Source organism: Streptomyces sp. NPDC002309 (genome assembly GCF_053593375.1).
Map to the genome: position 1 here is coordinate 138,083 of NZ_JBSFCI010000008.1, position 22,989 is coordinate 161,071.

Genomic DNA, 22,989 nt, shown 5'->3' on the forward strand with positions numbered 1-22,989 from the left:
CGCGGACCGGGGTCACGCCCCCAGCATGCGGGAGACCGTGTAGATCAGCAGCCCGGCGAGCGCGCCGACCACCGTGCCGTTGATCCGGATGAACTGCAGGTCACGGCCGATATGGGCCTCGATCTTCCGCGTGGTGTGCTCGGCGTCCCAGCCGGCCACGGTGTCGGTGATCAGCAGCGTGATCTCGCTGCGGTACGTCGTCACGACGTGCACCGCCGCGCCCTCGACCCAGCTGTCCACCTTGTCCTGGAGCTTGGGTTCGGTGGCCATCCGGGCGCCCAGGGAGAGCAGGGAGGCCCGCACGCGCAGCCGCAGCTCGCTGCGCTCGTCCTCCGCCGCGGAGACGATCATGGAGCGTACGGCCGTCCAGGCGGAGGCGATCAGGTCCTGGACCTCGCCCCGGCCCAGCACCTCGCCCTTGAGGCGCTCGACCTTCGCCCGCGTCTCGGTGTCGGACTGGAGGTCGGAGGCGAAGTCGGACAGGAAGCGGTCCAGGGCGCCGCGCGCCGGGTGGGACGGCATGTCCCGCATCTCGGCGCAGAAGCGCAGCAGCTCCTTGTAGACCCGCTCGCCGACCTTGCGGTCCACGAAACGGGGGGTCCAGCCGGGCGCGCCGCCCTGCACGGCGCCCATCACGGAGTCGCCGTGCAGCACCAGCCAGTCGTGCGCGCGGGAGACGACGAGGTCGACGACCCGCTTGTGGCCGCCGTCGGCGACGACCTTCTCCAGCATCTTGCCGAGGCCGGGCGCGACCTCCTGGACGCCCGCCCGCCGGGTGATCGCCTCGCCGACCACCGCCTGCACGTCGGAGTCGCGCAGCACGGTGAGCGCGCCGCGCAGGGCCGTCGCCAGCTCGGCGGTCACCCGGTCGGCGTTCTGCGGTTCGGCGAGCCAGGCGCCGAGGCGGCCGCCGATGCCGACGGCGCGCAGCCGCTGCCGTACGACGTCCTCGGAGAGGAAGTTCTCGCCGACGAACTCGCCCAGGGAGACGCCCAGCTGGTCCTTCTTGGTCGGGATGATCGCGGTGTGCGGGATGGGGATGCCGAGCGGGTGACGGAACAGGGCCGTGACGGCGAACCAGTCGGCCAGCGCGCCGACCATGCCCGCCTCGGCGGCGGCGGCCACATAGCCGGCCCAGGGGCCCGCGCCCGAGTTCTGCGCCCATTTGGCCAGCACGTACACCACGGCGACGAGGAGCAGCAGGCCGGTCGCGGTGAGTTTCATCCGGCGCACGCCGCGCCGCTTCTCCTCGTCGGCGGGGGTGAACGTCGTCATCGCCCGGACGGCGGAGCCGGGCCTGCGACGTTTACCGGCGGCGCGCTCGCCGGCGGACGTCGCGGGCCCGGCGTGCCGCTCCGGGGCAGCCTCACCCGATTCACGTACTTGATCCGATGTCGTGCGATCCATCCGCTCCACCCGTTCCCGAGCCTCCACTCCTCATTGTCCCTTCCTGACCGACTCCTGGAACGCGACAGGAGTTCCCGGCGTCTGTCGGTAGGGGCGGCGAGCGAGTGGACCGGCAGCGGGGCGCTCACGGCCGAACGGGTCTCCTTCCGAGGGCCCGGTCACCTTCCCCCGCCTCATGACGCATCATGAGGTGATCACAACGGAGCCTCGGGCTCCACTTCTGCCCGAGGAGATACGCACCGCATGGCCAGGCGTCATCACGGTTATGCCTTGCTCGCCGCCGTCGTCTCGCTGATCGTGGCCCTGTCGGTCGCCATATACGCCGGAGCCGCCTCCGACGACGGCACGGCACCCGGCGCGCTCGCGGGTCCCCGCTCCCCGCACGATCCCGCCGCCCCGGCGTCCACCGGCGCCTGGGTCGGTTCCTGGTCGACCTCCCCTGCGGCCGCCGAGCCCGGCACCGAGACCGCAGGCCTGCACGACCGGACGATCCGCAACGTCGTCCACACCAGCGTCGGCGGCACGGGTGCCCGGATCACGCTGTCCAATCTCTACGGCCGGCTGCCGCTGACCCTCACCCGGGCCACGATCGCCCTCGCCGCGGGCGACGACGGCGCGGCCGCGGCTCCGGGGACCATGCGGCGGCTGACGTTCGACGGCCTGCCCACAGTCGTGATCCCACCGGGCGAGCAGGTGACGAGCGACGGCGTGCGCCTCCCCGTCCCGCCCGACAGCGACGTCCTGGTCACGACGTACGCCCCGGCCGAGCCGGGCCCCGTCACGGTGCACACGCACGTGCGGCAGATCTCGTACGCCGCACGGGGCGACCGCACCGAGGACGTGACCGGCACGCCGTACACCGAACAGGTGGAGGCCTGGCGCTATCTGACCGCCCTGGACGTGCTCAGCGGGGAGGCCGACGGCACCCTCGTCGCCTTCGGCGACTCCCTCACCGAGGGCCACTCCTCGACCATGGGCGCCGACCGGCGCTGGCCCGACGTCCTGTCCGACCGGCTGCGCGAGGCGGCCGCCGCGGGCCGGGACGTGCCCCGGTACGGCGTCGTCAACCAGGGGATCGGCGGCAACCGCGTCCTGACCGGCGGTCTGGGCCGCCCCGCCGACAACCCCAGCGGCCTCAGCCGCTTCCCCCGGGACGTGCTCGGCCGGACGAACGTCAAGGTCGTCGTCATCGACCTCGGCGTCAACGACATCCTGCGCTCCCCCACCGTCATCGACCCCGACGCCGTCCTCGACGGCCTGCGCACGCTGGTCGGCCAGGCCCACGCCCGCGGCGTCCGGGTCGTCGGCGCGACGCTGATGCCCTTCGGCGGGCACCGCGGGTACAGCGCCGAGCGTGAGGCCGTACGGCAGGAGATCAACGCCGAGATCCGCTCGGGGCGCGTCTTCGACGCGGTCGTCGACTTCGACCGGGCGGTGCGCGATCCGTACGACCCGCGCAGGTTCCGCCCGGACCACGACTCCGGCGACCATCTGCACCCCAACGACCGGGGCTACGAGCGGATGGCGCGCGAGGTCGACCTGACGGCGCTGAAGGGATCGGCTCCGGCGCGGCTGTGAGCGTGGGCGGCGGGCGCGGGGCCCGGGACTCGGCTGCGCGGACCTGGATCCGGCGCGGCCGAGCTCGACACGGTTCCGCGGAACCGTGTCGAGCGCCGACGGATCGGGCTTTACTGCTTGATGCCGAAGGGGCCGAGCTCGCCGGCGTCTATGCGCAGCGACTCGTACATCGTGAAGGCGTTGTCGTACGTGAAGACGTCCGCGCCGCCGAGCAGGCCGAGGTACTTCTCGATGACGGGGCGGGCCGCCTCCTCGGTGACGGCGTCGAAGTAGGTCTTGGTAATGGCCCAGCCGTTGCCGGTCGGACCGTACTTCTCGAAGAAGGGCGTCGGGTCGACCGACGCCGAGGCGGCACGCGTGCTGGCCATGAGGTCGTTGACGTACTGCTTCTGCAGCTCGCCGTCGGCCCGGACGCCGAGACGGCCGAGGTGACCGCCGACGAGGGTCGTCCAGGGGTACTTCATGGCGATGTCGTGGGCCTTGATCCACGCGGGGATGTCGACCGAGACGGCGAGGTTCCTGAACGGCACCCAGCCGGGGTAGATGACGTCCACGACCATCAGGGTGGCGTAGGCGGGGGCGTAGACGAAGATGTTGTCGGGCGAGTGGTTCGGGCCGTGGTGCGCGAGCTCCAGGGTCTCTCCGCCGACACGCAGGGTGTAGCGGTCGGTGAAGGTGACCGACGGGGCCGGGCGGTTGACGTCGCCGTCGCGGCGCAGCAGGCGGCGGGTCTCCGCGTGTCCGACGATCGTCACCTTCTTGCCGAAGATGGAGGCGGCGCCGATGTGGTCGGCGTGGGAGTGCGAGTAGACCAGGTGCGTCACCTTGCTGGGGCGGCCGTTGGCCGCGGTGACCTTGTCGATCGCGCGCTTCAGGTTGTGCCCGATGGTGGGCGGCGCGTCGACGAGCACGACGCCGTCCCGCGTGGTCAGGAACATGGCCTGGTAGCTGCCGTCCGTGACCCAGTGGAGGTTGCCCTTGATCTGGCCGACGTAGTAGCCGTCCTCGTTGAGCTTGGGGCCGAAGGAGCCCGAGGGGACGGGTGCGAAGTCGGGCAGTTTGGTGTCCGGCTCGGCCGCGAAAGCGTTCCCGGGGAGCGTGCCGCCGAGCACGGCCGCGGCGGTGGGAACCGCGGCGGCGATGGACGCGCGCCTGAGGAACGTCCGGCGGTTGGTTCCGCTCATCTGTGCGGGCTCATCAGACATGGTGGGTCCTTGCAAGGAGGGGGCATAAGTCAGTGCACATTTGTGCGCGGCAGACGCCGCCTCCGAATGACCGACGGCACTGGCGGAATGTGACAACGCGCCGCCGACGTCGGCGGACGACTCGGGGACGGCCCGGTTTCCTGCCGTCCTTTTCCCTGCTCACCCCATACTCAGCCCATACTCAGCCTGTGCTCAACCTCTGCTCAGCCCCGTCCGACGGCCTGGGCACGCGGGGCGGTATGTCGGCGGACGCACCGACACGAGGGGCGTTATGTCGGCGGACGCACCGACACGAGGGGCGTTATGTCGGCGGACGCACCGACGTATCTTCCGCAGGGCGGTGCATGGCCCCGCCCGCCCCGCCGCTGCCGATCTCCCGCGAGCGGCGGCGCGACGACCGCGAAGGACCCGCGACGCGCTGCCCTAGTCCCTGTTCCGGCGCTCGTCGTGGCCCCAGCCGTGCGTCTGGTCCCCGTGGCCCAGCATCCGCCGGTCGCCGCCCTCGACGTCCCGGTCCTCACGGCCGCCGCGCACCCGCACCTGCTTGCGCTCGATGCCGACCCCGCCCCAGAAGGCGAACCCGGAGACGATCACCCGCGGGGCGCCCGGGTCGCCCTGCACCCCGTCCTCGCGGCTGTCGAAGCCGCCCATGATCCCGATGCCGCGGACGACGACCTCGACGCCCGGCGGCACGACGATGCTCACCCCGCCCATGATCGCCACGCAGTTGATCACGACCTCGCGCTCCGCGAAGAGCGCGTCGCGCAGATCGATCTCGCCGCCGCCCCAGAACGTGAAGCAGGTGAACCGCTTCGGCACGGTCCAGCGGCCCTTGCGCTGGAACCCGGACATCACCGCGATGCCCGCCGAGGAGGAACCCCCGCCCCCGGTGATCCGAGAGGCCCAACTCCCGCGTGCGGCCGGTTCCTTGACCATCGAGACCGCCGGTCCCGGCGTCCCGGCCCCGGCGGGCAGGTCCCGTGTGATGGGGGCGAGTTCCCCGTAGGTGCGCGCCTGGTACGTCGCGTCGAGGCGCTCCTCGAACTCCGTCATGTCCAGCCGCCCCTCCGCGACGGCGTCCCGCAGGACCTCGGCGACTCGCTCGCGATCGGCGTCGGAGGCTCGCAGCTCCGGGGCATCGTCGGTCATGGGCAGCAGCCTACGGTTTCCCACGGTCCCGGCACTACGCGGTCGCCCGCTCCGTCGGAGGTGGGGTGGTGTCGCCCAGGGAATGCAGCATGCGCGCGATCACAGCCTCGATGTCCGGCTCCCGCACCGAGAGGTCCACCAGCGGGTACTCCGCCGCGATCCGCGCCACCAGCGGCGCCGCCGACTGCGCCGCCGGGAAGGCCAGCCACTGCCGGGGCCCCTCCACCCGGACGACCCGCGCCGGTGCCGGCGCGTCGATCGGCGGCAGTTCCCGCTCCAGGTCGACGACGAGGGTGCGCTCGCTCTCCCCCGCCTCGTGCAGCCCGTCGAGCGGGCCGTCGTACATGAGGCGGCCGTGGTCGATGACCATCACGCGGGAGCAGAGCTGCTCGATGTCCTGGAGGTCGTGCGTGGTGAGCAGCACCGTCGTGCCGCGCTCGGCGTTGAGGTCGCGCAGGAACCGCCGTACCCGGGCCTTGGAGACGACGTCCAGGCCGATGGTCGGCTCGTCGAGATAGAGCACCTCGGGGTCGTGCAGCAGTGCCGCCGCGATGTCCCCGCGCATCCGCTGGCCCAGCGAGAGCTGCCGTACCGGCACGTCCAGCAGGTCGGACAGTTCCAGGAGTTCGACGCAGCGTTCGAGGTTGGCGTGGTAACGGGCGTCGGGGATGCGGTACATGCGGCGCATCAGCCGGTACGAGTCGATCAGCGGCAGGTCCCACCACAGCGTCGTGCGCTGCCCGAACACCACCCCTATGCGGTGCGCGAGCCGGGTGCGCTCCCGGGACGGGTCGATGCCCGCGACCCGCACGCGCCCGCCGCTCGGGGTGAGGATGCCGGTCAGCATCTTGATCGTGGTCGACTTCCCGGCGCCGTTCGGCCCGATGTAGCCGACCATCTCGCCGCGCGCCACCCGGAACGAGATCGAGTCGACCGCCCGCACCTGCCGCCGCTCCCGTTTCAGGAAGCCGGTCTTCCTGCGCACGTCGAAGACCTTCTCGACCCGGTCGACCTCGATGAAGCCCTCCACCCCGTCGACACCCTCGGCGCCCTTGCCGTCCGCCTCTGCCACCGCCATCCTCCTAACTCCCTGTGCTCCGGTACGACTTGAGTCCCGCCCGCCAGGCCAGCCCCGCGAGCGCGCAGCACGCCACCGCCACCAGGGGCGGGGCGAACGCCACCCACCCGGGCAGGTCCAGCGGGTACGGCCGCCCCAGGATGTGGCTCGCGGGCAGCCAGTTGACGAAGGCCAGCGGCAGCACGAAGGTCACGCCGCGCACCAGTTCCTTGCCGAACACGGTCGGCGGGTACTGAAGGAGCGTCGTACCGCCGTAGGTGAACGCGTTCTGCACCTCGGAGGCGTCCTGCGCCACGAACTGGAAGGCGGCACCCGCGACGAACACCGCGCAGAAGATCGCCGCCCCGCTGAGCAGCGCCATCGGCAGCAGCAGCACCTTGAGCGGCGTCCAGTCGACGTCGACGGTGGCCACCGCGTAGCCGAGGACCAGCGCGCCCTGCACGACCCGGCCGAGGCGGCGCAGCCCGAAGCGGTCGGCGCACACCTGCGCGAGCACCGGCACCGGGCGCACCAGAAGGGTGTCCAGCGTGCCGTCGCGCACCCGCGTCCCCAGACGGTCCATCGAGCCGATCGCCAGGTCCGCGAGACCGAAGGAGACGCTCGTCATGCCGTAGAGGAAGGCGATCTCGGGCAGTGTGTACCCGCCGAGCGCGTCCACCTGGGAGAACATCAGCAGGATCGCCGCGAAGTCCAGGAAGGTCAGCACGAAGTTGCCGAGTACGGTCAGCGCGAAGGAGGTGCGGTAGGCCAGCGTGGAACGGATCCACATCCCGGCGATCAGACCGTAGGCCCGCACCCCCGCGGTGACCCTGCCGGGCTCAGCCACCCTGCACCACCACCCTCCGTGTGGCCGCCGACTGCACCAGCCGCCCCACCGCGAGCAGCGCCACCGCCCACGCCGCCTGGAAGAGGAAGGTGCCCAGCGGATCGGCCCGGCCCAGCAGCACGTCCGCCGGGGCCTGGAGCAGCGACGACCACGGCAGCGCCCGTACGACGTCGCCCAGCACGCCCGGGAACAGGTTCAGCGGCAACAGCAGCCCCGAGCAGAAGGTGCCGGTGACCATCAGCATCTGCGTCATGCCCGTGCCGTCCAGCAGCCAGAACGCGCTCAGCGCCACCAGATACCGGATCCCGAAGCTGACCACCATCCCGAGCAGCACCGCGACCAGACAGGCACCCCAGGTCACCGGGTCGGAGGGCAGCGCGACGTCGAAGACCAGCGCCCCGAACGCGAAGGGCAGCACACCACGCCCCAGCAGCTGGAAGAAGGCCCTGCCCAAGTCTGCCGCGAGCCACCACAGTTGAAGGTCGGCCGGGCGGTAGAGATCGATGGCCACATCACCCGTACGGATGCGTTCCATCAGCTCGTTCTCGAAGCCGCCGCCCCCGATCGCCAGGGTCGACAGCAGCGCCTGCCCGAGCCACACGTAGGTGACGGCCTGCGCCTGGTCGTACCCGCCGAGCTGCGGTCTCTCGTCCCACAGGGCTAGGTAGGTGTAGACGAGGACGATCCCGAAGACCGTGTTGGTGAACACCCCGGCGGCCGTGGCCGCCCGATACGTCGCGTACCGTCGGAAATTCCCCACCGCGACGGCCGCGTACAACCGTCCCGCTCCCACACCGAACCACCGTCCCCGACCGTCCCGACACCGAAGCGCAGGAGCCTAGTACGCGGCCGGGAACGCCTGCCAGGCATTTTCCGGGCGGGACACGTGCCCGGATCCGGGAACGGAACGGCCGGTACGAGAGTCTTCAGATGGGGGCGCAGATGACGTACGAGGAAACACACAGGAGTCCGTGCACCACATGAGTGACGAGCCGCAGCCTCAGCAGCCGAACCCGGACGGGCCCGGGGAGGGGAGCAGCGGGCGGCCGAAGCGCACCGGCCTGCGCCGGCTCCTTCCCACCTGGCGCATGCTGCTGGGCACCTTCGTCATCGGCGTCCTGCTGCTGATCGGCCTGTTCTACGTCGGCTACTCGATGGTCAAGATCCCCTCCGCGAACGCGCTGGCGACCAAGCAGAGCAACGTCTACCTCTACGCGGACGGCTCCCAGCTCGCCCGGGACGGCGAGGTCAACCGCGAGAACGTCGACCTCGCCCAGATCTCCAAGGACGCGCAGCACGCCGTACTGGCCGCCGAGGACCGCGACTTCCACACCGAGTCCGCGATCGACCCCAAGGCGATGGTGCGCGCCGGCTGGAACACGGTGACGGGCAAGGGCAAGCAGTCGGGCTCCACGATCACCCAGCAGTACGTGAAGAACTACTACCTGGCGCAGGAGCAGACGGTCACCCGGAAGGCCAAGGAGTTCTTCATCTCGATCAAGCTCGACCAGGAGAAGAGCAAGAACGACATCCTGGAGGGCTACCTCAACACCAGCTACTTCGGCCGCAACGCCTACGGCATCCAGGCCGCCGCCCAGGCCTACTACGGCATCGACGCCACCGAGCTGGACGCGGCCCGCGGCGCCTACCTCGCCGCGCTGCTGAACGCGCCCAGCGAGTACGACGTCGTCGCACACCCCGAGAGCAGGCCCGCGGCCGAGGCCCGCTGGAGGTACGTCCTGGACGGCATGGTCAAGGAGGGCTGGCTCACCCGCTCCGAACGGGCCGGCCTGAGGTTCCCGATGCCGAAGCAGGCGACCGTCTCGACCGGGATGTCCGGGCAGCGCGGCTATGTCGTCGACGCGATCAAGCAGTACCTGGTCGAGCACGACGTCATCGACGCAGGGTCCCTGGAGGCGGGCGGCCACCGCATCACCACCACCCTGCAGAAGCCGCGGCAGGACGCCTTCGTGAAGGCCGTGAACGACAAGCTGATGTCCAAGCTGGACAAGGAGAACCGCGAGGTCGACAGCTATGTCCGCGCGGGCGGCGCCGCCGTCGACCCCAGGACGGGCAAGGTCGTCGCGATGTACGGCGGCATCGACTACGTGAAGCAGTACACCAACGGGGCCACCCGCCGGGACTTCCAGGTCGGCTCGATCTTCAAGCCGCTGGTGTTCGCCTCGGCCGTCGAGAACGGCTCGACCACCCAGCAGGGCGTGCGCATCACGCCCAACACGTACTACGACGGCACCAACAAGCGTCCGGTGCAGGGCTGGAACGGCGCCTACGCCCCGGAGAACGAGGACCAGGTGTCCTACGGCGCCCTCACGGTCCGCGAGGCCACCGACAAGTCCGTGAACGCGGTGTACGCGCAGATGGCCGTCGACGTCGGCCCCGACAAGGTCATGCGGACCGCCGTCGACCTCGGCCTGCCCTCCAGCACGCCGGAGCTGGGCCCGTACCCGTCGATCGCGCTCGGTGTCGCCCAGGCGAGCGTCCTCGACATGGCCGAGGCGTACGCGACCCTCGCCAACCACGGCGAGCACGGCACGTACACCCTGATCGAGAAGATCACCAAGGACGGCTCCGAGGTCGAGCTGCCCGAGCGGCGGACCACCCAGGCCGTCAGCCGCGAGGCCGCGGACACCACGACGTCGGTCCTGCGGAGCGTGGTCGACAACGGCACCGCCACCGCCGCGCAGGCCGCCGGACGCCCGGTGGCGGGCAAGACGGGCACCGCCGAGGAGGACCAGGCGGCCTGGTTCGCGGGCTACACCCCCGACCTGGCCACCGTCGTCGCCGTGATGGGCCAGGACCCGGAGACGGCCGCCCACAAGTCGCTGTACGGCGCGATGGGCCTGGAGCGCGTCAACGGGGGCGGAGCGCCCGCCGAGATCTGGGCCCAGTTCACCAAGGACGCCTTGGAAGGCACCCCCGTCAGCGACTTCGACCTGCGGCTCCAGGAGGGCGCCGACGTCGTGTTCGCGCCCCCGGCCCCGCCCACCCGCGACGAGGACACCGCCGACCCCGGCCAGGAGGCCACGCCCGGCGCCGGCGATCCGCAGGTCCCCGGCGCGGCGCAGGGCGGCGTGACCGACGGCACAACGGGCGACGGCGGTACGACGACCGGGGGCACGCCCACGGACGGCGGGACCACCGGCGGGGAGACCGACGGCGGTGCCACCACGGACGGAGGCACGACCGGCGACGGCGGCACGGCGGACGGCGGCGCCACCACCGGTGGCGACCCCACCACGAGCGGCCCGACCACGAGCGGCACCCAGGGGGGCACCCCCGGCGGCGGAACGACCACGGGCACGACGGTCTCGGGGACGCAGGGCCCGCGCAGGGACGCGAGCGATCAATGAACGGTCCTTGACCGGTCAGTGACCGGAGGTCGCCTTCAGGCCCACGACGGCGACCAGCAGCAGACACACGAAGAAGATCCGGGCGGCGGTGGCGGGCTCACCCAGCACCACCATGCCGAACACCGCCGCGCCGGCCGCCCCGATCCCGACCCACACGCCGTAGGCGGTACCGATGGGCAGGGACTTCGCGGCCTGCGACAGCAGCAGCATGCTGGCGACGATGCCGGCGCCGGTGAGCAGACTGGGGACGAGCCGGGTGAAGCCGTCGGTGTACTTCATCCCGACCGACCAGCCGACTTCGAGCAGGCCGGCGACGATCAGCAGAACCCAGGCCATGACAGGCACCTCCGGGAGACGGACTGACGGGGGTGCGTCGTCTTTGCCTTCTCCCCGGTACGGCGCGTCTCGTCGGGGTGGGTGCCTGTCCAAGGTAGCAAAGGGGCACCCGCCTCGGGGCAGAGGAAAAGGGCCGGTGACCACCGTCACCGGCCCTTTCGTACCCTCGTCCGAGGGTCTCGCCTACAGGTACCTACAGGTACAGGCCCGTGGAGTCCTCGGACCCCTCGAACCGGTCTGCGGCCACCGCGTGCAGGTCGCGCTCGCGCATCAGCACGTACGCCACACCGCGCACCTCCACCTCGGCCCGGTCCTCCGGGTCGTACAGGACCCGGTCGCCGGGCTCGACGGCCCGTACGTTCTGCCCGACCGCCACGACCTCCGCCCACGCCAGCCGACGGCCCACGGCCGCCGTGGCCGGGATCAGGATGCCGCCGCCGGATCGCCGCTCGCCCTCGCCGGCGTCCTGCCGCACGAGCACGCGGTCGTGCAGCATCCGGATGGGCAGCTTGTCGGGATGGGTGCTGTCGTTTCTGTTGCCGCTCACACCCTTGAACCTACCTGCATCCGCGGGATTCGTACGCTCGAGGGGTCAGCGCCTGCGGCGCCGGGTGCCGAGCGCCAGCAGCCCGACGACACCGACGGCGACGAGCGCGACGGGCAGCACACGGGCGATCCGGGGCGAGCCGTCCTCGTCCACGAACTGCCGTCTGATGTCGCTCACCGCCCGGTTGACCTGCACGTAGGCACGCCCGAGGGTGTGATCGACGTTCGACACGACCTTCGCCTTGGCGTCCCCGACGATCGTCTTCGGGTGCACCCGCACCCCGATCTCGTCGAGGGTCTCGGCCAGGACTTCGCGGCGGCGCCTGATGTCCGCCTCGATCTGCGCCGGGGTTCTGGTGTCCGACGATTCCGCCACCGTACGGCCTCCGAAGTCTGCTGATGCTGTTCCGGACAGTCTGTCAGCTCGCCGGGCGACCGCACGGTCAGGACCCCCGGTTACGCTGGATCGATGAGCGAACGACTCCAGCCCGGCGACGTGGCCCCCGCCTTCACCCTGCCCGACGCCGACGGCCACGAGGTGTCCCTCGCGGACCACAAGGGCCGCAAGGTCATCGTCTACTTCTACCCCGCGGCACTGACGCCCGGCTGCACCAAGCAGGCCTGCGACTTCACGGACAACCTCGACGTGCTGGCCGGCGCCGGCTACGACGTCATCGGCATCTCGCCGGACAAGCCGGAGAAGCTGGCGAAGTTCCGCGAGAAGGAGTCCCTGAAGGTCACCCTGCTCGCCGACCCCGACAAGCAGGTCCTGGAGTCCTACGGCGCCTTCGGCGAGAAGAAGCTCTACGGCAAGACGGTCGTCGGCGTCATCCGCTCCACGGTGATCGTCGACGAGGAGGGCAAGGTCGAGCGCGCCCTCTACAACGTCAAGGCCACGGGCCACGTAGCCAAGATCATCAAGGACCTGGGCGTCTGACCCCACCGTCCCGTCACTCGGCGGCCCGCACCGGGCACCCCGGTGCGGGCCGCTACGATGGCGGACAACCAGCGGCGGTGGTGCAATGGTTGACACAGCAGACTTAGGATCTGTGGCCCTTGATCGGGCTTGAGGGTTCGAATCCCTTCCGCCGCACGCGACGGCCTGCGAATCGAGGATCGATGCGCGGGCCGTTGGCATAGGGAGACTCAGCCCAGCAGTTCCCGCACCACCGGTACCAATCCCCGGAACGCCTTGCCGCGGTGGCTGATCGCGTTCTTCTCGTCGGGGGTCAGTTCCGCGCAGGTCCGTGTGTCGCCGGCGGGCTGGAGGATCGGGTCGTAGCCGAAGCCATGGGTGCCTGCCGGCTCCAGGCGCAGTACGCCCGTCAGCCTGCCCTCGACGACTCGTTCCGTGCCGTCCGGCAGGGCGAGCGCCGCCGCGCAGGCGAAGTGGGCGCCGCGGTGCTCCTCGGCGATGTCCGACAGCTGGGCCAGGAGCAGTTCGAGGTTGGCGCGGTCGTCGCCGTGCCGGCCGGACCAGCGGGCCGAGAAGATACCCGGCGCGCCGCCCAGGACGTCGACGCACAGGCCCGAGTCGTCGGCGACCGCGGGCAGACCGGTGGCCCGGGCGAGGGCGTGGGCCTTGAGCAGGGCGTTCTCGGCGAAGGTCACGCCCGTCTCGCGGACGTCGGGGATGTCGGGGTAGGCCTCCGCGCCGACGAGGTCGTGCGTCAGACCTGCGTCGGCGAGGATCGCCTTCAGCTCGGTGATCTTTCCGGAGTTGCGGGTGGCGAGGATCAAGCGGGTCATGCGCCCAGTATCCCGGCCACCCGGAGCGGGTTACGGCGTGCAGACCTTGGTCAGTTCGCCGGCCGCGTCCGTGATCGGGCCTATGTCGGGGGTCTGGTCGCCGTTCTCCACCGACGTGCGGACGTTGTCGACGGCGAGCTGGAGGTCGTCGACCGCCTTGTTGACGTCGGCGTTGTCGGTCTTGTCGCCGATCTCGCCGAGGTTCTGCTCGATGGAGTCGAGGGACTCGGCGAGCTGCGTCGGGTCGTTGGCGGCGCTCGCGACCGCCTGCTGGAGCTCCGTGACGCTGCCGGCGACGGCGTCGGCGGTCTGGACGCAGTCGAGTGCCTTGCTCACGGCGTCGCAGCCGGTGGTCAGCCCTGCGGTCAGCGCGACGGCCGCCACAGTGGCGGCGACGGCTGCGGTACGGCTTCGGCGGCGGCTCGCGGCCATGGAACGGTCCCTCCCTCTTGCCGGGCCCCCATCGGGCCCGGTTGCCGGCTGGACGCACGGGATGAGCCGTGTCGTCCGTACCTCATGAGACGCGGCGAAGGTCGGTACGGTTGCCCGCACCGACCACCGCTTTTTGTGCGCCCTTTACCTTACGGGGTGCCCGGCGCGGCTTCCGCGCCCGGTTCGCGGGGAGGTCTTCCGCCCCCTACTTCCCGGCCGTCGCCTCCAGCGCGGCCCGCTGCAGCGCGGAGAGTTCCGCGCAGCCGGCGACGGCCAGGTCGAGCAACGCGTTCAGTTCCTCGCGCGCGAACGGCTCGGCCTCCGCGGTGCCCTGGACCTCGACGAAACGTCCGTCGCCGGTGCAGACGACGTTCATGTCGGTCTCGGCGCGCACGTCCTCCTCGTAGCAGAGGTCGAGCAGCGGGACGCCGCCGACGATGCCGACGGAGACCGCGCTGACGGTGCCGGTGAGGGGCTGGCGGCCGGCGCGGATCAGCTTCTTGCCCTGGGCCCAGGTGACGGCGTCGGCCAGGGCGACATACGCGCCGGTGATGGCGGCGGTGCGGGTGCCGCCGTCGGCCTGGAGGACGTCGCAGTCGAGGACGATGGTGTTCTCGCCGAGCGCCTTGTAGTCGATGACGGCGCGCAGTGAGCGGCCGATGAGGCGGGAGATCTCGTGCGTGCGGCCGCCGATCCTGCCCTTGACCGACTCGCGGTCGCCCCGGGTGTTGGTGGAGCGGGGCAGCATGGCGTACTCGGCGGTGACCCAGCCCTCGCCGCTGCCCTTGCGCCAGCGCGGCACGCCCTCGGTGACGGAGGCGGTGCAGAAGACCTTGGTGTCGCCGAAGGAGACGAGGACGGAGCCCTCGGCGTGCTTGCTCCAGCCGCGTTCGATGGTGACCGGGCGGAGCTGTTCGGGAGTGCGGCCGTCGATTCGAGACATGGGTCGAGCCTAGTCCCCGGTCGCCCCTGCCCGGACCCGCACACGGAAGGGGCCCTTCCCGTCGCGGGAAGGGCCCCTTCCGGAGCTGGGCCGAGGCTCACATCATGTCTTCGATGTCCGCGGCGAGCGGGTCGGCGTCGGTGCCGACGACGACCTGGATGGCGCTGCCCATCTTCACGACGCCGTGGGCGCCGGCGCCCTTGAGGACGCTGTCGTCGACCAGGGCGGGGTCCGACACCTCGACCCGCAGCCGGGTGATGCAGCCCTCGATCTCTTCGATGTTGTCGATGCCGCCCAGCCCGGCGACGATCTTCTCAGCCTTGTTGGCCATGTCCTTCTCCCTGATCCGGCCTGGTCCGAAGCGTTTGCACGCAGTAATCCACAGTTGGCCCAGCTTCGCGAGCGGTCATGGCCTGCGTGCCGAATGATGGCGTCACGACAGCGGAACCTTCCGCGACTGGTCTACACCACCTGGCGGACGCTCGCCAAACCCAGTCCCCCCGGGAGGAGTCCGATGAGTGCCGACGGCGGTGCGCTCCCCGCTCGCGCCCGCTGGAACACCCTCTTCCAGGGCATGCAGAAGATGGGCCGCAGTCTGCAGCTCCCGATCGCCGTCCTCCCGGCCGCCGGCATCCTCAACCGGCTGGGCCAGCCGGATCTGTTCGGCGACGAGGGGCTCGGCTGGACCAATGTCTCCAAGGTGATGGCGGGGGCGGGCGGGGCACTGCTCGACAGCGCCCTGGGTCTTCCCCTTCTCTTCTGTGTCGGTGTCGCGATCGGCATGGCGAAGAAGTCGGACGGTTCGACGGCCCTCGCCGCGGTGGCGGGGTTCCTCGTCTACTTCGCCGTGCTGCGGCAGTTCCCGCTGGAGTGCCCGGCGGGGGCGCGGGTGGTCGTCGCGGGCTGCCGGGCCGAGGACGGGACGGTGTCGGTCTTCACGTACCAGAACCCCGGGGTCTTCGGCGGCATCGTGATGGGGCTGCTGTCCGCCTTCTTCTGGCAGCGCTACCACCGCACGAGACTGGTGGACTGGCTCGGCTTCTTCAACGGCCGCCGCCTCGTGCCGATCGTCATGGCGTTCGTGGCGATCGCGTTCGCCGTGCTGTGCCTGTGGGTCTGGCCGCCGATCGGCGCGGCGCTGGAGGGTTTCAGCGACTGGATGAGCGACCTCGGCGCGTGGGGCGCGGGCGTCTTCGGGATCGCGAACCGGGCGCTGCTCGTGGTCGGCCTGCACCAGTTCCTGAACGTGCCCATCTGGTTCCAGTTCGGGACGTACGTGGAACCGGACGGCACGGTGGTGCACGGCGACATCAACATGTTCCTGGCGGGCGACCCGGACGCGGGCCAGTTCACCACGGGGTTCTTCCCGATCATGATGTTCGCGCTGCCCGCCGCGGCCCTCGCGATCACGCACTGCGCGAGGCCGGAGCGCCGCAAGGAGGTCGGCGGCCTGATGCTGTCGGTGGCCCTGACGTCGTTCGTCACCGGGATCACCGAGCCGCTGGAGTACTCGTTCCTGTTCGTCGCCCCCGCGCTGTACGTCGTGCACGCCTTGCTGACCGGGGTGTCGATGGCGGTGTCCTGGGGCCTGGGCGCGAGGGACGGTTTCACCTTCTCGGCGGGCCTGATCGACTACGTCATCAACTGGAACCTGGCGACGAGACCGTGGCTGCTGGTACCGATCGGACTGGCCTTCGCGGCCGTCTACTACGCGGTCTTCCGGTTCGCCATCACCAGGTTCGACCTGAGGACTCCGGGCCGGGAACCGGACGACGAAGTGGAGGATGTAACGAAGGTTTAAGGCCTGCGGAGCGAGGGTTCCTTATGCGGCCTTCATCGTGCTACAAAAGGTCTACACCACTGAGTGGTGTAGACCACCACCCGATGGAGGACGTATGAGTACCGCCACCGCATCGGCGGCCCCCACAAAGAAGTGGGGATCGGGCCTGTTCCTGGGCCTGCAGAAGATCGGCCGCAGCCTTCAGCTTCCGATCGCCGTGTTGCCGGCGGCCGGCATCCTGCTCCGCCTGGGCCAGGCGGACGTCCAGGAGAAGCTGAACCTGCCCGACAAGGTCACGGCGGTCTTCGCCACGGCCGGTGGCGCGCTCTTCGACAACCTGCCGATGCTGTTCTGCATCGGTGTCGCGATCGGCTTCGCCAAGAAGGCCGACGGCTCCACCGCCCTTGCCGCCCTGGTCGGCTTCCTGGTCTACGCCAACGTCCTCAAGGCCTTCCCCGTCACCGAGGCCAAGGTCCAGGACGGCGCGGACATCGCGGCGACGTACAACAACCCCGGTGTCCTCGGCGGCATCCTGATGGGTCTGCTGGCCGCCGTGCTGTGGCAGCGCTACCACCGCACGAAGCTGGTGGACTGGCTCGGCTTCTTCAACGGCCGCCGGCTCGTGCCGATCATCATGGCCTTCGTCGGCACCCTCATGGGCGTCTTCTTCGGTCTGGTCTGGGAGCCGATCGGTAACGGCATCTCGAGCTTCGGCGAGTGGATCACCGGCCTCGGTGCCCTCGGTGCCGGTCTGTTCGGCCTGATCAACCGCGCGCTGATCCCGATCGGCATGCACCAGTTCGTGAACACCGTCTCCTGGTTCCAGATCGGTGACTTCACCAACGCCGCGGGCGAGGTCGTGCACGGTGACCTGAACCGCTTCTTCGCCGGTGACCCGGACGCCGGCCAGTTCATGTCGGGCTTCTTCCCGATCATGATGTTCGGTCTCCCCGCCGCCGCGATCGCCATAGCGCACGCCGCCCGTCCCGAGCGCCGCAAGGCCGTGATGGGCATGATGATCTCGCTGGCGCTGACCTCCTTCGTCACCGGTGTGACCGAGCCGATCGAGTTCGCCTTCATGTTCATCGCCCCGGCGCTGTACGTGATCCACGCGCTCCTGACCGCCCTGTCCATGGCGATCACCTGGGCGCTCGGAGTCCACGCGGGCTTCACCTTCTCCGCGGGCTTCATCGACTACGCGCTGAACTGGAACCTCTCCACCAAGCCCTGGTTGATCATCCCGATCGGTCTGGTGTTCGCGGTGATCTACTACGTGCTCTTCCGCTTCGCCATCACCAAGTGGAACCTCCCGACCCCGGGCCGCGAGCCCGAGGAGGAGGTCGAGGACCTCACCAAGGCGTGAGACCACGGCACCGACGCGAGGCCCCCGGAGCGATGGAGCTCCGGGGGCCTTCGTCATGTCGCGGGCGGGAGGGGCGTGGTGCGCCGTACGGATCAGACGTCGTACGACTTCCTGGGCAGCGCCAGTTCCACGGGACCGTCGTACATCGCGCGGGCGTCGGCGAGGTTGACCTGGGGGTCGGTCCACGGGGGGATGTGGGTGAGGAGCAGCCGGCGGGCGCCTGCCCGGGCCGCCGTCTCGCCCGCCTCGCGGCCGTTGAGGTGCAGGTCGGGGATGTGCTCCTTGCCGTGCGTGAAGGCGGCCTCGCACAGGAAGAGGTCGGCGTCCCGGGCCAGTTCGTCGAGCGCGCCGCTGACACCGCTGTCGCCGGAGTACGTCAGCGTCCGTCCGGCGTGCTCGATCCGGATGCCGTACGCCTCCACCGGGTGGGCCACCCGCTCGGTGTGCACCGTGAAGGGGCCGATCTCGAAGGTGGACGGCTTGACGGTGTGGAAGTCGAAGACCTCGCTCATCGAGGAGGCCGACGGGGTGTCGGCGTAGGCGGTGGTCAGACGGTGCTCGGTGCCCTCGGGTCCGTAGACCGGGAGGGGGGCGCAGCGGCCGCCGTCATGGCGGTAGTAGCGCGCGACGAAGTAGCCGAGCATGTCGATGCAGTGGTCGGCGTGCAGATGGCTGAGGAAGATCGCGTCGAGGTCGTAGAGACCGCAGTGACGCTGCAACTCGCCCAGGGCGCCGTTGCCCATGTCGAGGAGCAGCCGGAAGCCGTCGGCCTCGACGAGGTAGCTCGAGCAGGCCGATTCCGCGGACGGGAACGACCCGGAGCAGCCGACGACGGTGAGCTTCATGAAGCAGAAACCTCCGCGGGCGGATGGGAGACGGGGGGTCGTGCGGTCCGTCGAGCGTAAGGCGCAAAACCTCGGGTCGCTCCTCCGCCAGGGGCCGTTGTGGGGGAACTCACCTGTGCTGTCACCGGTTCGGCTGGACCGGTGGGGCGTACGGCGCGGCGGAGGGCGCGCGTGGGGGTGCGTACGCCGGTAACGTCATCGTATGGACACGTCCTGGTGGTTGGCACTCGCAGCGGTGGTGCTGCTCGCGCTGGTCGCCGCGCTCGTGGACGGCTGGGGACGGCGCCGGCCCGCGGGCCGGCGGACGCGGCCACCGGGTCGCGCGGAGGGACCGGCCACCCGGCCGCGCGCCGCGGAGATCTGGTGGGCCAACGTGCCCTACGAGGACGGGCCCGGGGCCAAGGACCGGCCCTGCCTGGTGCTGGCGGTGCACGGGCGGCGGGCGACGGTCGCGAAGATCACCAGTAAGTACCACGACGAGCGGGCCGGGGTGATCCCGCTGCCACCGGGTTCGGTCGGGGACACCCAGGGCCGGGCGAGTTTCCTGGAGACGGACGAGCTGCGCGAGCTCGCGCTGTGGGATTTCCGGCGCCGGGTCGGGGTGGTGGACCCGGTCCTGTGGGACCAGGTCCGCCACCTGGCGACCTAGGGGGCGTCTCCCGCGAAGGCGGGGCTCACGCCCAGAGCTGTCCCTGCAGGGTCTCGATCGCTTCCTCCGTGGTCGCCGCCGTGTAGACGCCCGTGGAGAGGTACTTCCAGCCGCCGTCGGCCACGACGAACACGATGTCCGCGCTCTCGCCGGCCTTCAGCGCCCTGTTGCCGACGCCGATCGCCGCGTGCAGGGCCGCGCCGGTGGAGACACCCGCGAAGATGCCCTCCTGCTGGAGCAGTTCACGCGTGCGGGTGACCGCGTCGGCCGAGCCCACCGAGAAGCGGGTGGTCAGCACGGAGGCGTCGTACAGCTCCGGTACGAAGCCCTCGTCGAGGTTGCGCAGTCCGTAGACCAGGTCGTCGTAGCGCGGCTCGGCGGCGACGATCTTCACGTCCGGCCGCTGCTCGCGCAGGAAGCGGCCGACTCCCATGAGCGTCCCCGTGGTGCCGAGGCCCGCGACGAAGTGGGTGATGGACGGCAGGTCGGCGAGGATCTCCGGGCCGGTGGTGGCGTAGTGCGCGCCGGCGTTGTCCGGGTTTCCGTACTGGTAGAGCATCACCCAGTCGGGGTGCTCGGCGGACAGCTCCTTGGCGACGCGTACGGCGGTGTTGGAGCCGCCCGCGGCCGGGGAGGAGATGATCTCCGCGCCCCACATGCCGAGCAGGTCCCGGCGTTCCTGCGAGGTGTTCTCCGGCATCACGCACACCATGCGGTAGCCCTTGAGCTTGGCCGCCATGGCGAGGGAGATGCCGGTGTTGCCCGAGGTGGGCTCCAGGACGGTGCAGCCCGGGGTGAGCCGGCCGTCCTTCTCGGCCTGCTCGATCATGTGCAGCGCGGGGCGGTCCTTGATCGAGCCGGTCGGGTTGCGGTCCTCCAGCTTGGCCCAGATCCGGACCTCGGGGGACGGCGAGAGACGCGGCAGGCGCACCAAGGGGGTGTTGCCCACCGCGGCCAGCGGGGAGTCGTAACGCATCGGGGGTCGGGGCCTCAGGCCATGCCGCCGGCCACGGCCGGCAGGATCGTGACGTTGTCGCCGTCGGTCAGCTTGGTGTTGATGCCCTCGAGGAAGCGGACGTCCTCGTCGTTGAGATAGACGTTGACGAAGCGGCGCAGCTGGTCGCCGTCCACGATGCGGGCCTGGATGCCCGCGTGCCGGGTGTCGAGGTCGGCGAACAGGTCGGCGAGGGTGGCCCCGGTGCCGTCGACGGCCTTCTGACCGTCGGTGTACTGGCGGAGGATGGTGGGGATGCGGACCTCGATGGCCATGGCTCAGGGCTCCTGTCGGGAGAAGTCAGGTTCGGTGGGCGCGCGGCGGCGCGGTGACGGCAGATCGTGCGTACGTCGCGCCGCGGCTCACGGCCGTGCGGCGGCAGGCGTCGGCGTCAACAGATGGCGCTGGCGAGCCTGCACAGGTCGACGTGCAGCCGCGCGACGAGCAGGGCGCCCGGCGTCTTGTCGCTCACGTCGAGGGAAACCATGGGCTCATCGTATCGATTCCTGGTCCGGGTCCTGGAAGGTGATCTCGGATGGTGGATGGATCCTGACCGAATCCCGGGATCAGTAGGACTCCACGACCCTGACCTCCTCCTCCGTGACCTCGCCCTCGACGATCCGGAAGGACCGGAACTGGAAGTCGCCGAGGCTGTCGGTGTCGGCGGTGGAGACGAGGACGTAGTGGGCGCCGGGTTCGCCCGCGTAGGAGATGTCCGTGCGGGAGGGGTACGCCTCGGTCGCCGTGTGCGAGTGGTAGATGATCACCGGCTCCTCGTCGCGGTCGTCCATCTCGCGGTAGAGCTTGAGGAGATCGCCGGAGTCGAACTCGTAGAACGTGGGCGAGCGGGCGGCGTTCAGCATCGGGATGAAGCGCTCGGGGCGGCCCTCGCCCACCGGGCCCGCGACCACGCCGCACGCCTCGTCGGGGTGGTCCTCACGGGCATGGGCGACGATCCGGTCGTGCAGGGCCTGGGTGATGGTCAGCATGCCCGTCAGGATAAGCAGCTAAGCGCAGGGGGCCGCGCGGAGCGCGTCAGGCAGGGCGGTGGCGGGCGACAGAAGGGCCGTCCCGTACCGAGGGGTGGTACGGGACGGCCCATATGCCGGACGCCCGGAGCGGCGGCGGCAGGGAGCACCAGGAGCGCTCGCTGCCGCCGGGCGTCCTCGGTGGGTCAGCCGACCTTCTCGAACTCCGGCGTGCGGCGCTCGGCGATCTGCGGGTTGCGCGCCTTGAGGACCCTCCAGCCGACCCAGAGGGCGGCGGCCCAGCCGGCCATCACATAGAGGCAGACGCGGGCGTCGGCGTCGTAGGCGATGATGCCGGTCACGAAGAGCAGGAACGCGATCGCGATGTACGAGCAGGTCGCACCGCCCGGTGCCGGGAACGAGGAGGCGGGAAGCCGCCCCGCGACGACCGCCCGGCGGTACAGGACGTGGCTGATCAGGATCATCAGCCAGGTCCAGATGCCGGCGGCGGTGGCGATGGAGGTGACGTAGCCGAAGGCCTTCTCGGGGACGACGTAGTTCAGCACCACGCCGATGCCCATGAAACAGACGGAGACCAGGATGCCCACGGCGGGGGTCTTGGTCGACGACAGCTTGGTGAAGACCCGCGGGGCCTCGCCGCTCTCGGCCAGGTTCCGCAGCATGCGGCCCGTCGAGTACATGCCGGAGTTGCAGGACGACAGCGCCGCGGTGAGCACCACGAAGTTGACGATGGCCGCGCCCGCCGGGATGCCGATCTGGGCGAACGCCTCGACGAACGGGCTCACGCCTGGCGCGAACTCGGTCCACTTCACGACGCAGAGGATGACCGTGAGGGCACCGACGTAGAACAGCGCGATGCGCCAGGGCAGGGTGTTGATCGCCTTGGGGAGGGTCTTCTCCGGGTTCTCGGACTCGCCGGCCGTGACACCGACCAGCTCGACGGCGAGGTAGGCGAACATGACGCCCTGGAGGGTCATCAGGGACGAGCCGACACCCGTGGGGAAGAAGCCGTCGAAGGCCCACAGGTTGGAGACGGCCGCCGTGTCACCGGCGCTGCTGAAGCCGAAGGTCAGCACGCCGAGGCCGATCACGATCATGCCGATCAGGGCGGTGACCTTGACCATCGAGAACCAGAACTCCAGCTCACCGAAGACCTTGACGGAGATCAGGTTGACCCCGAAGAGGACCACCAGGAAGACCAGGGCCGTGACCCACCGCGGGATGTCCGGGAACCAGTAGTGGACGTAGATCGCGGCGGCCGTCAGCTCGGCCATGCCGGTGACCACCCACATCAGCCAGTACGTCCAGCCGGTGAAGTAGCCGAAGAACGGGCCGAGGAACTCACGGGAGTACTCCGCGAAGGAACCCGACACCGGCCGGTACAGCAGGAGCTCGCCGAGCGCCCGCATGATGAAGAAGACGATCACGCCGGCAAGGGCGTACATCAGGATCAGGCTGGGGCCGGCCTTGGCGATGTTCGCCCCGGCACCCAGGAACAGGCCGACGCCGATGGCGCCGCCGATCGCGATCATCTGGACCTGACGGCTGCCGAGCCCGCGCTCGTATCCCTCTTCGGGAGTGTCCGCGACCTTCTCAGAGGCCATGTGCTGTGCGCCTTTCTCCATGCCGATCCGGACCTCTCGTCGGCCTCGGACCGGGTTTCTATCCCCCCGGATTGATGGAGCTGAGCAGCCCTCCCAAGGCCGCTCGTGCCTGGCCGACGGTCGCCGGCTCGGTGGCGCACCCGGC

Annotated in this window: 25 protein-coding genes, 1 tRNA gene and 1 riboswitch; of the genes, 7 read left to right on the top strand and 19 right to left on the bottom strand. The window is 70.4% G+C overall.

All coding sequences use genetic code 11. From position 1 onward, the window contains the following. Positions 1–12: 12 nt before the first annotated feature. Positions 13–1,275 carry a DUF445 domain-containing protein gene (locus ACWCPM_RS09650; RefSeq protein WP_450975574.1) on the bottom strand — a complete coding sequence of 421 codons (1,263 nt, stop codon included), beginning with the start codon at positions 1,273–1,275 and terminating at the stop codon, positions 13–15. Positions 1,276–1,650: 375 nt separating this feature from the next. Between ACWCPM_RS09650 and ACWCPM_RS09655 the strand changes: the two genes are divergently transcribed. Continuing rightward, complete coding sequence (locus ACWCPM_RS09655) at positions 1,651–2,985, top strand: SGNH/GDSL hydrolase family protein (RefSeq protein WP_450975575.1); 1,335 nt, start codon at positions 1,651–1,653, stop codon at positions 2,983–2,985. 110 nt (positions 2,986–3,095) lie between these two features. Here ACWCPM_RS09655 and ACWCPM_RS09660 read toward each other — a convergent pair whose 3' ends face one another. From ACWCPM_RS09660 to ACWCPM_RS09680, 5 genes are all read right to left on the bottom strand, one after another. Continuing rightward, a complete protein-coding gene (locus ACWCPM_RS09660) occupies positions 3,096–4,190 on the bottom strand; it encodes an MBL fold metallo-hydrolase (RefSeq protein ID WP_450975576.1) in 1,095 nt (364 codons plus the stop codon). A gap of 423 nt (positions 4,191–4,613) precedes the next feature. Further along, a complete protein-coding gene (locus ACWCPM_RS09665) occupies positions 4,614–5,339 on the bottom strand; it encodes a DUF1707 SHOCT-like domain-containing protein (protein ID WP_450975577.1) in 726 nt (241 codons plus the stop codon). 34 nt (positions 5,340–5,373) lie between these two features. Further along, positions 5,374–6,417, bottom strand: a complete 1,044-nt coding sequence (locus ACWCPM_RS09670; RefSeq protein ID WP_450975578.1) for an ABC transporter ATP-binding protein — start codon at positions 6,415–6,417, stop codon at positions 5,374–5,376. Positions 6,418–6,421: 4 nt separating this feature from the next. Beyond that, positions 6,422–7,186, bottom strand: a complete 765-nt coding sequence (locus ACWCPM_RS09675) for an ABC transporter permease (RefSeq protein ID WP_450975642.1) — start codon at positions 7,184–7,186, stop codon at positions 6,422–6,424. Between the two features lie 49 nt (positions 7,187–7,235). Beyond that, on the bottom strand, positions 7,236–8,036 hold the full coding sequence (locus ACWCPM_RS09680) for an ABC transporter permease (RefSeq protein ID WP_450975579.1): 801 nt from the start codon (positions 8,034–8,036) through the stop codon (positions 7,236–7,238). 187 nt (positions 8,037–8,223) lie between these two features. On the opposite strand from ACWCPM_RS09680, the gene ACWCPM_RS09685 reads away from it, so the two are divergent. Next, a complete protein-coding gene (locus ACWCPM_RS09685) occupies positions 8,224–10,614 on the top strand; it encodes a transglycosylase domain-containing protein (protein WP_450975580.1) in 2,391 nt (796 codons plus the stop codon). A gap of 15 nt (positions 10,615–10,629) precedes the next feature. Here ACWCPM_RS09685 and ACWCPM_RS09690 read toward each other — a convergent pair whose 3' ends face one another. The 3 genes from ACWCPM_RS09690 to ACWCPM_RS09700 all read right to left on the bottom strand — a co-directional run bounded on the left by ACWCPM_RS09690 (position 10,630) and on the right by ACWCPM_RS09700 (position 11,872). Further along, positions 10,630–10,950, bottom strand: coding sequence for a DMT family transporter (locus ACWCPM_RS09690; protein WP_450975581.1), 321 nt, complete (start codon positions 10,948–10,950; stop codon positions 10,630–10,632). Positions 10,951–10,981: 31 nt separating this feature from the next. After that, positions 10,982–11,052: riboswitch (guanidine-III (ykkC-III) riboswitch) on the bottom strand. Positions 11,053–11,143: 91 nt separating this feature from the next. Next, entirely contained in the window at positions 11,144–11,446 is a 303-nt protein-coding gene (locus ACWCPM_RS09695; RefSeq protein WP_450975643.1) for a GroES family chaperonin, read from the bottom strand. Positions 11,447–11,542: 96 nt separating this feature from the next. Further along, entirely contained in the window at positions 11,543–11,872 is a 330-nt protein-coding gene (locus ACWCPM_RS09700; protein ID WP_450975582.1) for a DUF3618 domain-containing protein, read from the bottom strand. Positions 11,873–11,965: 93 nt separating this feature from the next. Here ACWCPM_RS09700 and bcp point away from each other — a divergent pair, with 93 nt between their 5' ends. Both bcp and ACWCPM_RS09710 read left to right on the top strand, forming a co-directional pair. After that, a complete protein-coding gene (gene bcp, locus ACWCPM_RS09705; RefSeq protein ID WP_450975583.1) occupies positions 11,966–12,433 on the top strand; it encodes a thioredoxin-dependent thiol peroxidase in 468 nt (155 codons plus the stop codon). 71 nt (positions 12,434–12,504) lie between these two features. Next, positions 12,505–12,589 (top strand) — tRNA-Leu (locus ACWCPM_RS09710). A gap of 53 nt (positions 12,590–12,642) precedes the next feature. On the opposite strand, the gene rdgB is transcribed toward ACWCPM_RS09710, so the two are convergent. The 4 genes from rdgB to ACWCPM_RS09730 all read right to left on the bottom strand — a co-directional run bounded on the left by rdgB (position 12,643) and on the right by ACWCPM_RS09730 (position 14,951). Beyond that, positions 12,643–13,245, bottom strand: coding sequence for an RdgB/HAM1 family non-canonical purine NTP pyrophosphatase (rdgB, locus tag ACWCPM_RS09715; RefSeq protein WP_450975584.1), 603 nt, complete (start codon positions 13,243–13,245; stop codon positions 12,643–12,645). A gap of 30 nt (positions 13,246–13,275) precedes the next feature. After that, positions 13,276–13,677 (bottom strand): hypothetical protein, encoded by a 402-nt coding sequence (locus ACWCPM_RS09720; RefSeq protein WP_450975585.1) that lies wholly within the window; start codon positions 13,675–13,677, stop codon positions 13,276–13,278. A gap of 205 nt (positions 13,678–13,882) precedes the next feature. Continuing rightward, positions 13,883–14,620 carry a ribonuclease PH gene (rph, locus tag ACWCPM_RS09725; protein WP_450975586.1) on the bottom strand — a complete coding sequence of 246 codons (738 nt, stop codon included), beginning with the start codon at positions 14,618–14,620 and terminating at the stop codon, positions 13,883–13,885. A 97-nt stretch (positions 14,621–14,717) separates the two neighbouring features. Further along, positions 14,718–14,951, bottom strand: coding sequence for a glucose PTS transporter subunit EIIB (locus ACWCPM_RS09730; protein ID WP_450975587.1), 234 nt, complete (start codon positions 14,949–14,951; stop codon positions 14,718–14,720). A 183-nt stretch (positions 14,952–15,134) separates the two neighbouring features. On the opposite strand from ACWCPM_RS09730, the gene ACWCPM_RS09735 reads away from it, so the two are divergent. Next, entirely contained in the window at positions 15,135–16,421 is a 1,287-nt protein-coding gene (locus ACWCPM_RS09735) for a PTS transporter subunit EIIC (RefSeq protein WP_450975588.1), read from the top strand. A gap of 94 nt (positions 16,422–16,515) precedes the next feature. Next, entirely contained in the window at positions 16,516–17,763 is a 1,248-nt protein-coding gene (locus ACWCPM_RS09740) for a PTS transporter subunit EIIC (protein ID WP_450975589.1), read from the top strand. Between the two features lie 92 nt (positions 17,764–17,855). Here the strand turns inward: ACWCPM_RS09740 and ACWCPM_RS09745 are convergent, their stop codons facing one another. After that, positions 17,856–18,608 carry an MBL fold metallo-hydrolase gene (locus ACWCPM_RS09745; RefSeq protein ID WP_450975590.1) on the bottom strand — a complete coding sequence of 251 codons (753 nt, stop codon included), beginning with the start codon at positions 18,606–18,608 and terminating at the stop codon, positions 17,856–17,858. Positions 18,609–18,810: 202 nt separating this feature from the next. Here ACWCPM_RS09745 and ACWCPM_RS09750 point away from each other — a divergent pair, with 202 nt between their 5' ends. Then, a complete protein-coding gene (locus tag ACWCPM_RS09750) occupies positions 18,811–19,257 on the top strand; it encodes a type II toxin-antitoxin system PemK/MazF family toxin (protein WP_450975591.1) in 447 nt (148 codons plus the stop codon). 25 nt (positions 19,258–19,282) lie between these two features. Here ACWCPM_RS09750 and ACWCPM_RS09755 read toward each other — a convergent pair whose 3' ends face one another. The 5 genes from ACWCPM_RS09755 to ACWCPM_RS09775 all read right to left on the bottom strand — a co-directional run bounded on the left by ACWCPM_RS09755 (position 19,283) and on the right by ACWCPM_RS09775 (position 22,844). Beyond that, entirely contained in the window at positions 19,283–20,233 is a 951-nt protein-coding gene (locus ACWCPM_RS09755) for a PLP-dependent cysteine synthase family protein (protein WP_450975592.1), read from the bottom strand. 14 nt (positions 20,234–20,247) lie between these two features. Beyond that, the gene (locus tag ACWCPM_RS09760) at positions 20,248–20,526 is read right to left on the bottom strand and encodes a MoaD/ThiS family protein (protein ID WP_450975593.1); all 279 of its coding nucleotides are present in this window, start codon (positions 20,524–20,526) and stop codon (positions 20,248–20,250) included. Between the two features lie 116 nt (positions 20,527–20,642). Next, a complete protein-coding gene (locus ACWCPM_RS09765; RefSeq protein WP_450975594.1) occupies positions 20,643–20,738 on the bottom strand; it encodes a putative leader peptide in 96 nt (31 codons plus the stop codon). A 79-nt stretch (positions 20,739–20,817) separates the two neighbouring features. After that, positions 20,818–21,240 (bottom strand): Mov34/MPN/PAD-1 family protein, encoded by a 423-nt coding sequence (locus ACWCPM_RS09770; RefSeq protein WP_450975595.1) that lies wholly within the window; start codon positions 21,238–21,240, stop codon positions 20,818–20,820. A 185-nt stretch (positions 21,241–21,425) separates the two neighbouring features. Beyond that, positions 21,426–22,844, bottom strand: coding sequence for an amino acid permease (locus ACWCPM_RS09775; protein ID WP_450975596.1), 1,419 nt, complete (start codon positions 22,842–22,844; stop codon positions 21,426–21,428). Positions 22,845–22,989 lie beyond the last annotated feature (145 nt).

Coding starts and splice junctions, on each gene's coding strand:
- ACWCPM_RS09690 (WP_450975581.1), bottom strand. CDS start 10,950: ATGGCCTGGGTTCTGCTGATCGTCGCCGGCCTGCTCGAAGTCGGCTGG.
- ACWCPM_RS09730 (WP_450975587.1), bottom strand. CDS start 14,951: ATGGCCAACAAGGCTGAGAAGATCGTCGCCGGGCTGGGCGGCATCGAC.
- ACWCPM_RS09665 (WP_450975577.1), bottom strand. CDS start 5,339: ATGACCGACGATGCCCCGGAGCTGCGAGCCTCCGACGCCGATCGCGAG.
- rph (WP_450975586.1), bottom strand. CDS start 14,620: ATGTCTCGAATCGACGGCCGCACTCCCGAACAGCTCCGCCCGGTCACC.
- ACWCPM_RS09670 (WP_450975578.1), bottom strand. CDS start 6,417: ATGGCGGTGGCAGAGGCGGACGGCAAGGGCGCCGAGGGTGTCGACGGG.
- ACWCPM_RS09745 (WP_450975590.1), bottom strand. CDS start 18,608: ATGAAGCTCACCGTCGTCGGCTGCTCCGGGTCGTTCCCGTCCGCGGAA.
- ACWCPM_RS09720 (WP_450975585.1), bottom strand. CDS start 13,677: ATGGCCGCGAGCCGCCGCCGAAGCCGTACCGCAGCCGTCGCCGCCACT.
- ACWCPM_RS09740 (WP_450975589.1), top strand. CDS start 16,516: ATGAGTACCGCCACCGCATCGGCGGCCCCCACAAAGAAGTGGGGATCG.
- ACWCPM_RS09775 (WP_450975596.1), bottom strand. CDS start 22,844: ATGGCCTCTGAGAAGGTCGCGGACACTCCCGAAGAGGGATACGAGCGC.
- ACWCPM_RS09685 (WP_450975580.1), top strand. CDS start 8,224: ATGAGTGACGAGCCGCAGCCTCAGCAGCCGAACCCGGACGGGCCCGGG.
- ACWCPM_RS09695 (WP_450975643.1), bottom strand. CDS start 11,446: ATGCTGCACGACCGCGTGCTCGTGCGGCAGGACGCCGGCGAGGGCGAG.
- ACWCPM_RS09770 (WP_450975595.1), bottom strand. CDS start 21,240: ATGCTGACCATCACCCAGGCCCTGCACGACCGGATCGTCGCCCATGCC.
- ACWCPM_RS09660 (WP_450975576.1), bottom strand. CDS start 4,190: ATGTCTGATGAGCCCGCACAGATGAGCGGAACCAACCGCCGGACGTTC.
- ACWCPM_RS09650 (WP_450975574.1), bottom strand. CDS start 1,275: ATGACGACGTTCACCCCCGCCGACGAGGAGAAGCGGCGCGGCGTGCGC.
- ACWCPM_RS09760 (WP_450975593.1), bottom strand. CDS start 20,526: ATGGCCATCGAGGTCCGCATCCCCACCATCCTCCGCCAGTACACCGAC.
- ACWCPM_RS09735 (WP_450975588.1), top strand. CDS start 15,135: ATGAGTGCCGACGGCGGTGCGCTCCCCGCTCGCGCCCGCTGGAACACC.
- rdgB (WP_450975584.1), bottom strand. CDS start 13,245: ATGACCCGCTTGATCCTCGCCACCCGCAACTCCGGAAAGATCACCGAG.
- ACWCPM_RS09655 (WP_450975575.1), top strand. CDS start 1,651: ATGGCCAGGCGTCATCACGGTTATGCCTTGCTCGCCGCCGTCGTCTCG.
- ACWCPM_RS09675 (WP_450975642.1), bottom strand. CDS start 7,186: ATGTGGATCCGTTCCACGCTGGCCTACCGCACCTCCTTCGCGCTGACC.
- ACWCPM_RS09750 (WP_450975591.1), top strand. CDS start 18,811: ATGGACACGTCCTGGTGGTTGGCACTCGCAGCGGTGGTGCTGCTCGCG.
- ACWCPM_RS09765 (WP_450975594.1), bottom strand. CDS start 20,738: ATGGTTTCCCTCGACGTGAGCGACAAGACGCCGGGCGCCCTGCTCGTC.
- bcp (WP_450975583.1), top strand. CDS start 11,966: ATGAGCGAACGACTCCAGCCCGGCGACGTGGCCCCCGCCTTCACCCTG.
- ACWCPM_RS09755 (WP_450975592.1), bottom strand. CDS start 20,233: ATGCGTTACGACTCCCCGCTGGCCGCGGTGGGCAACACCCCCTTGGTG.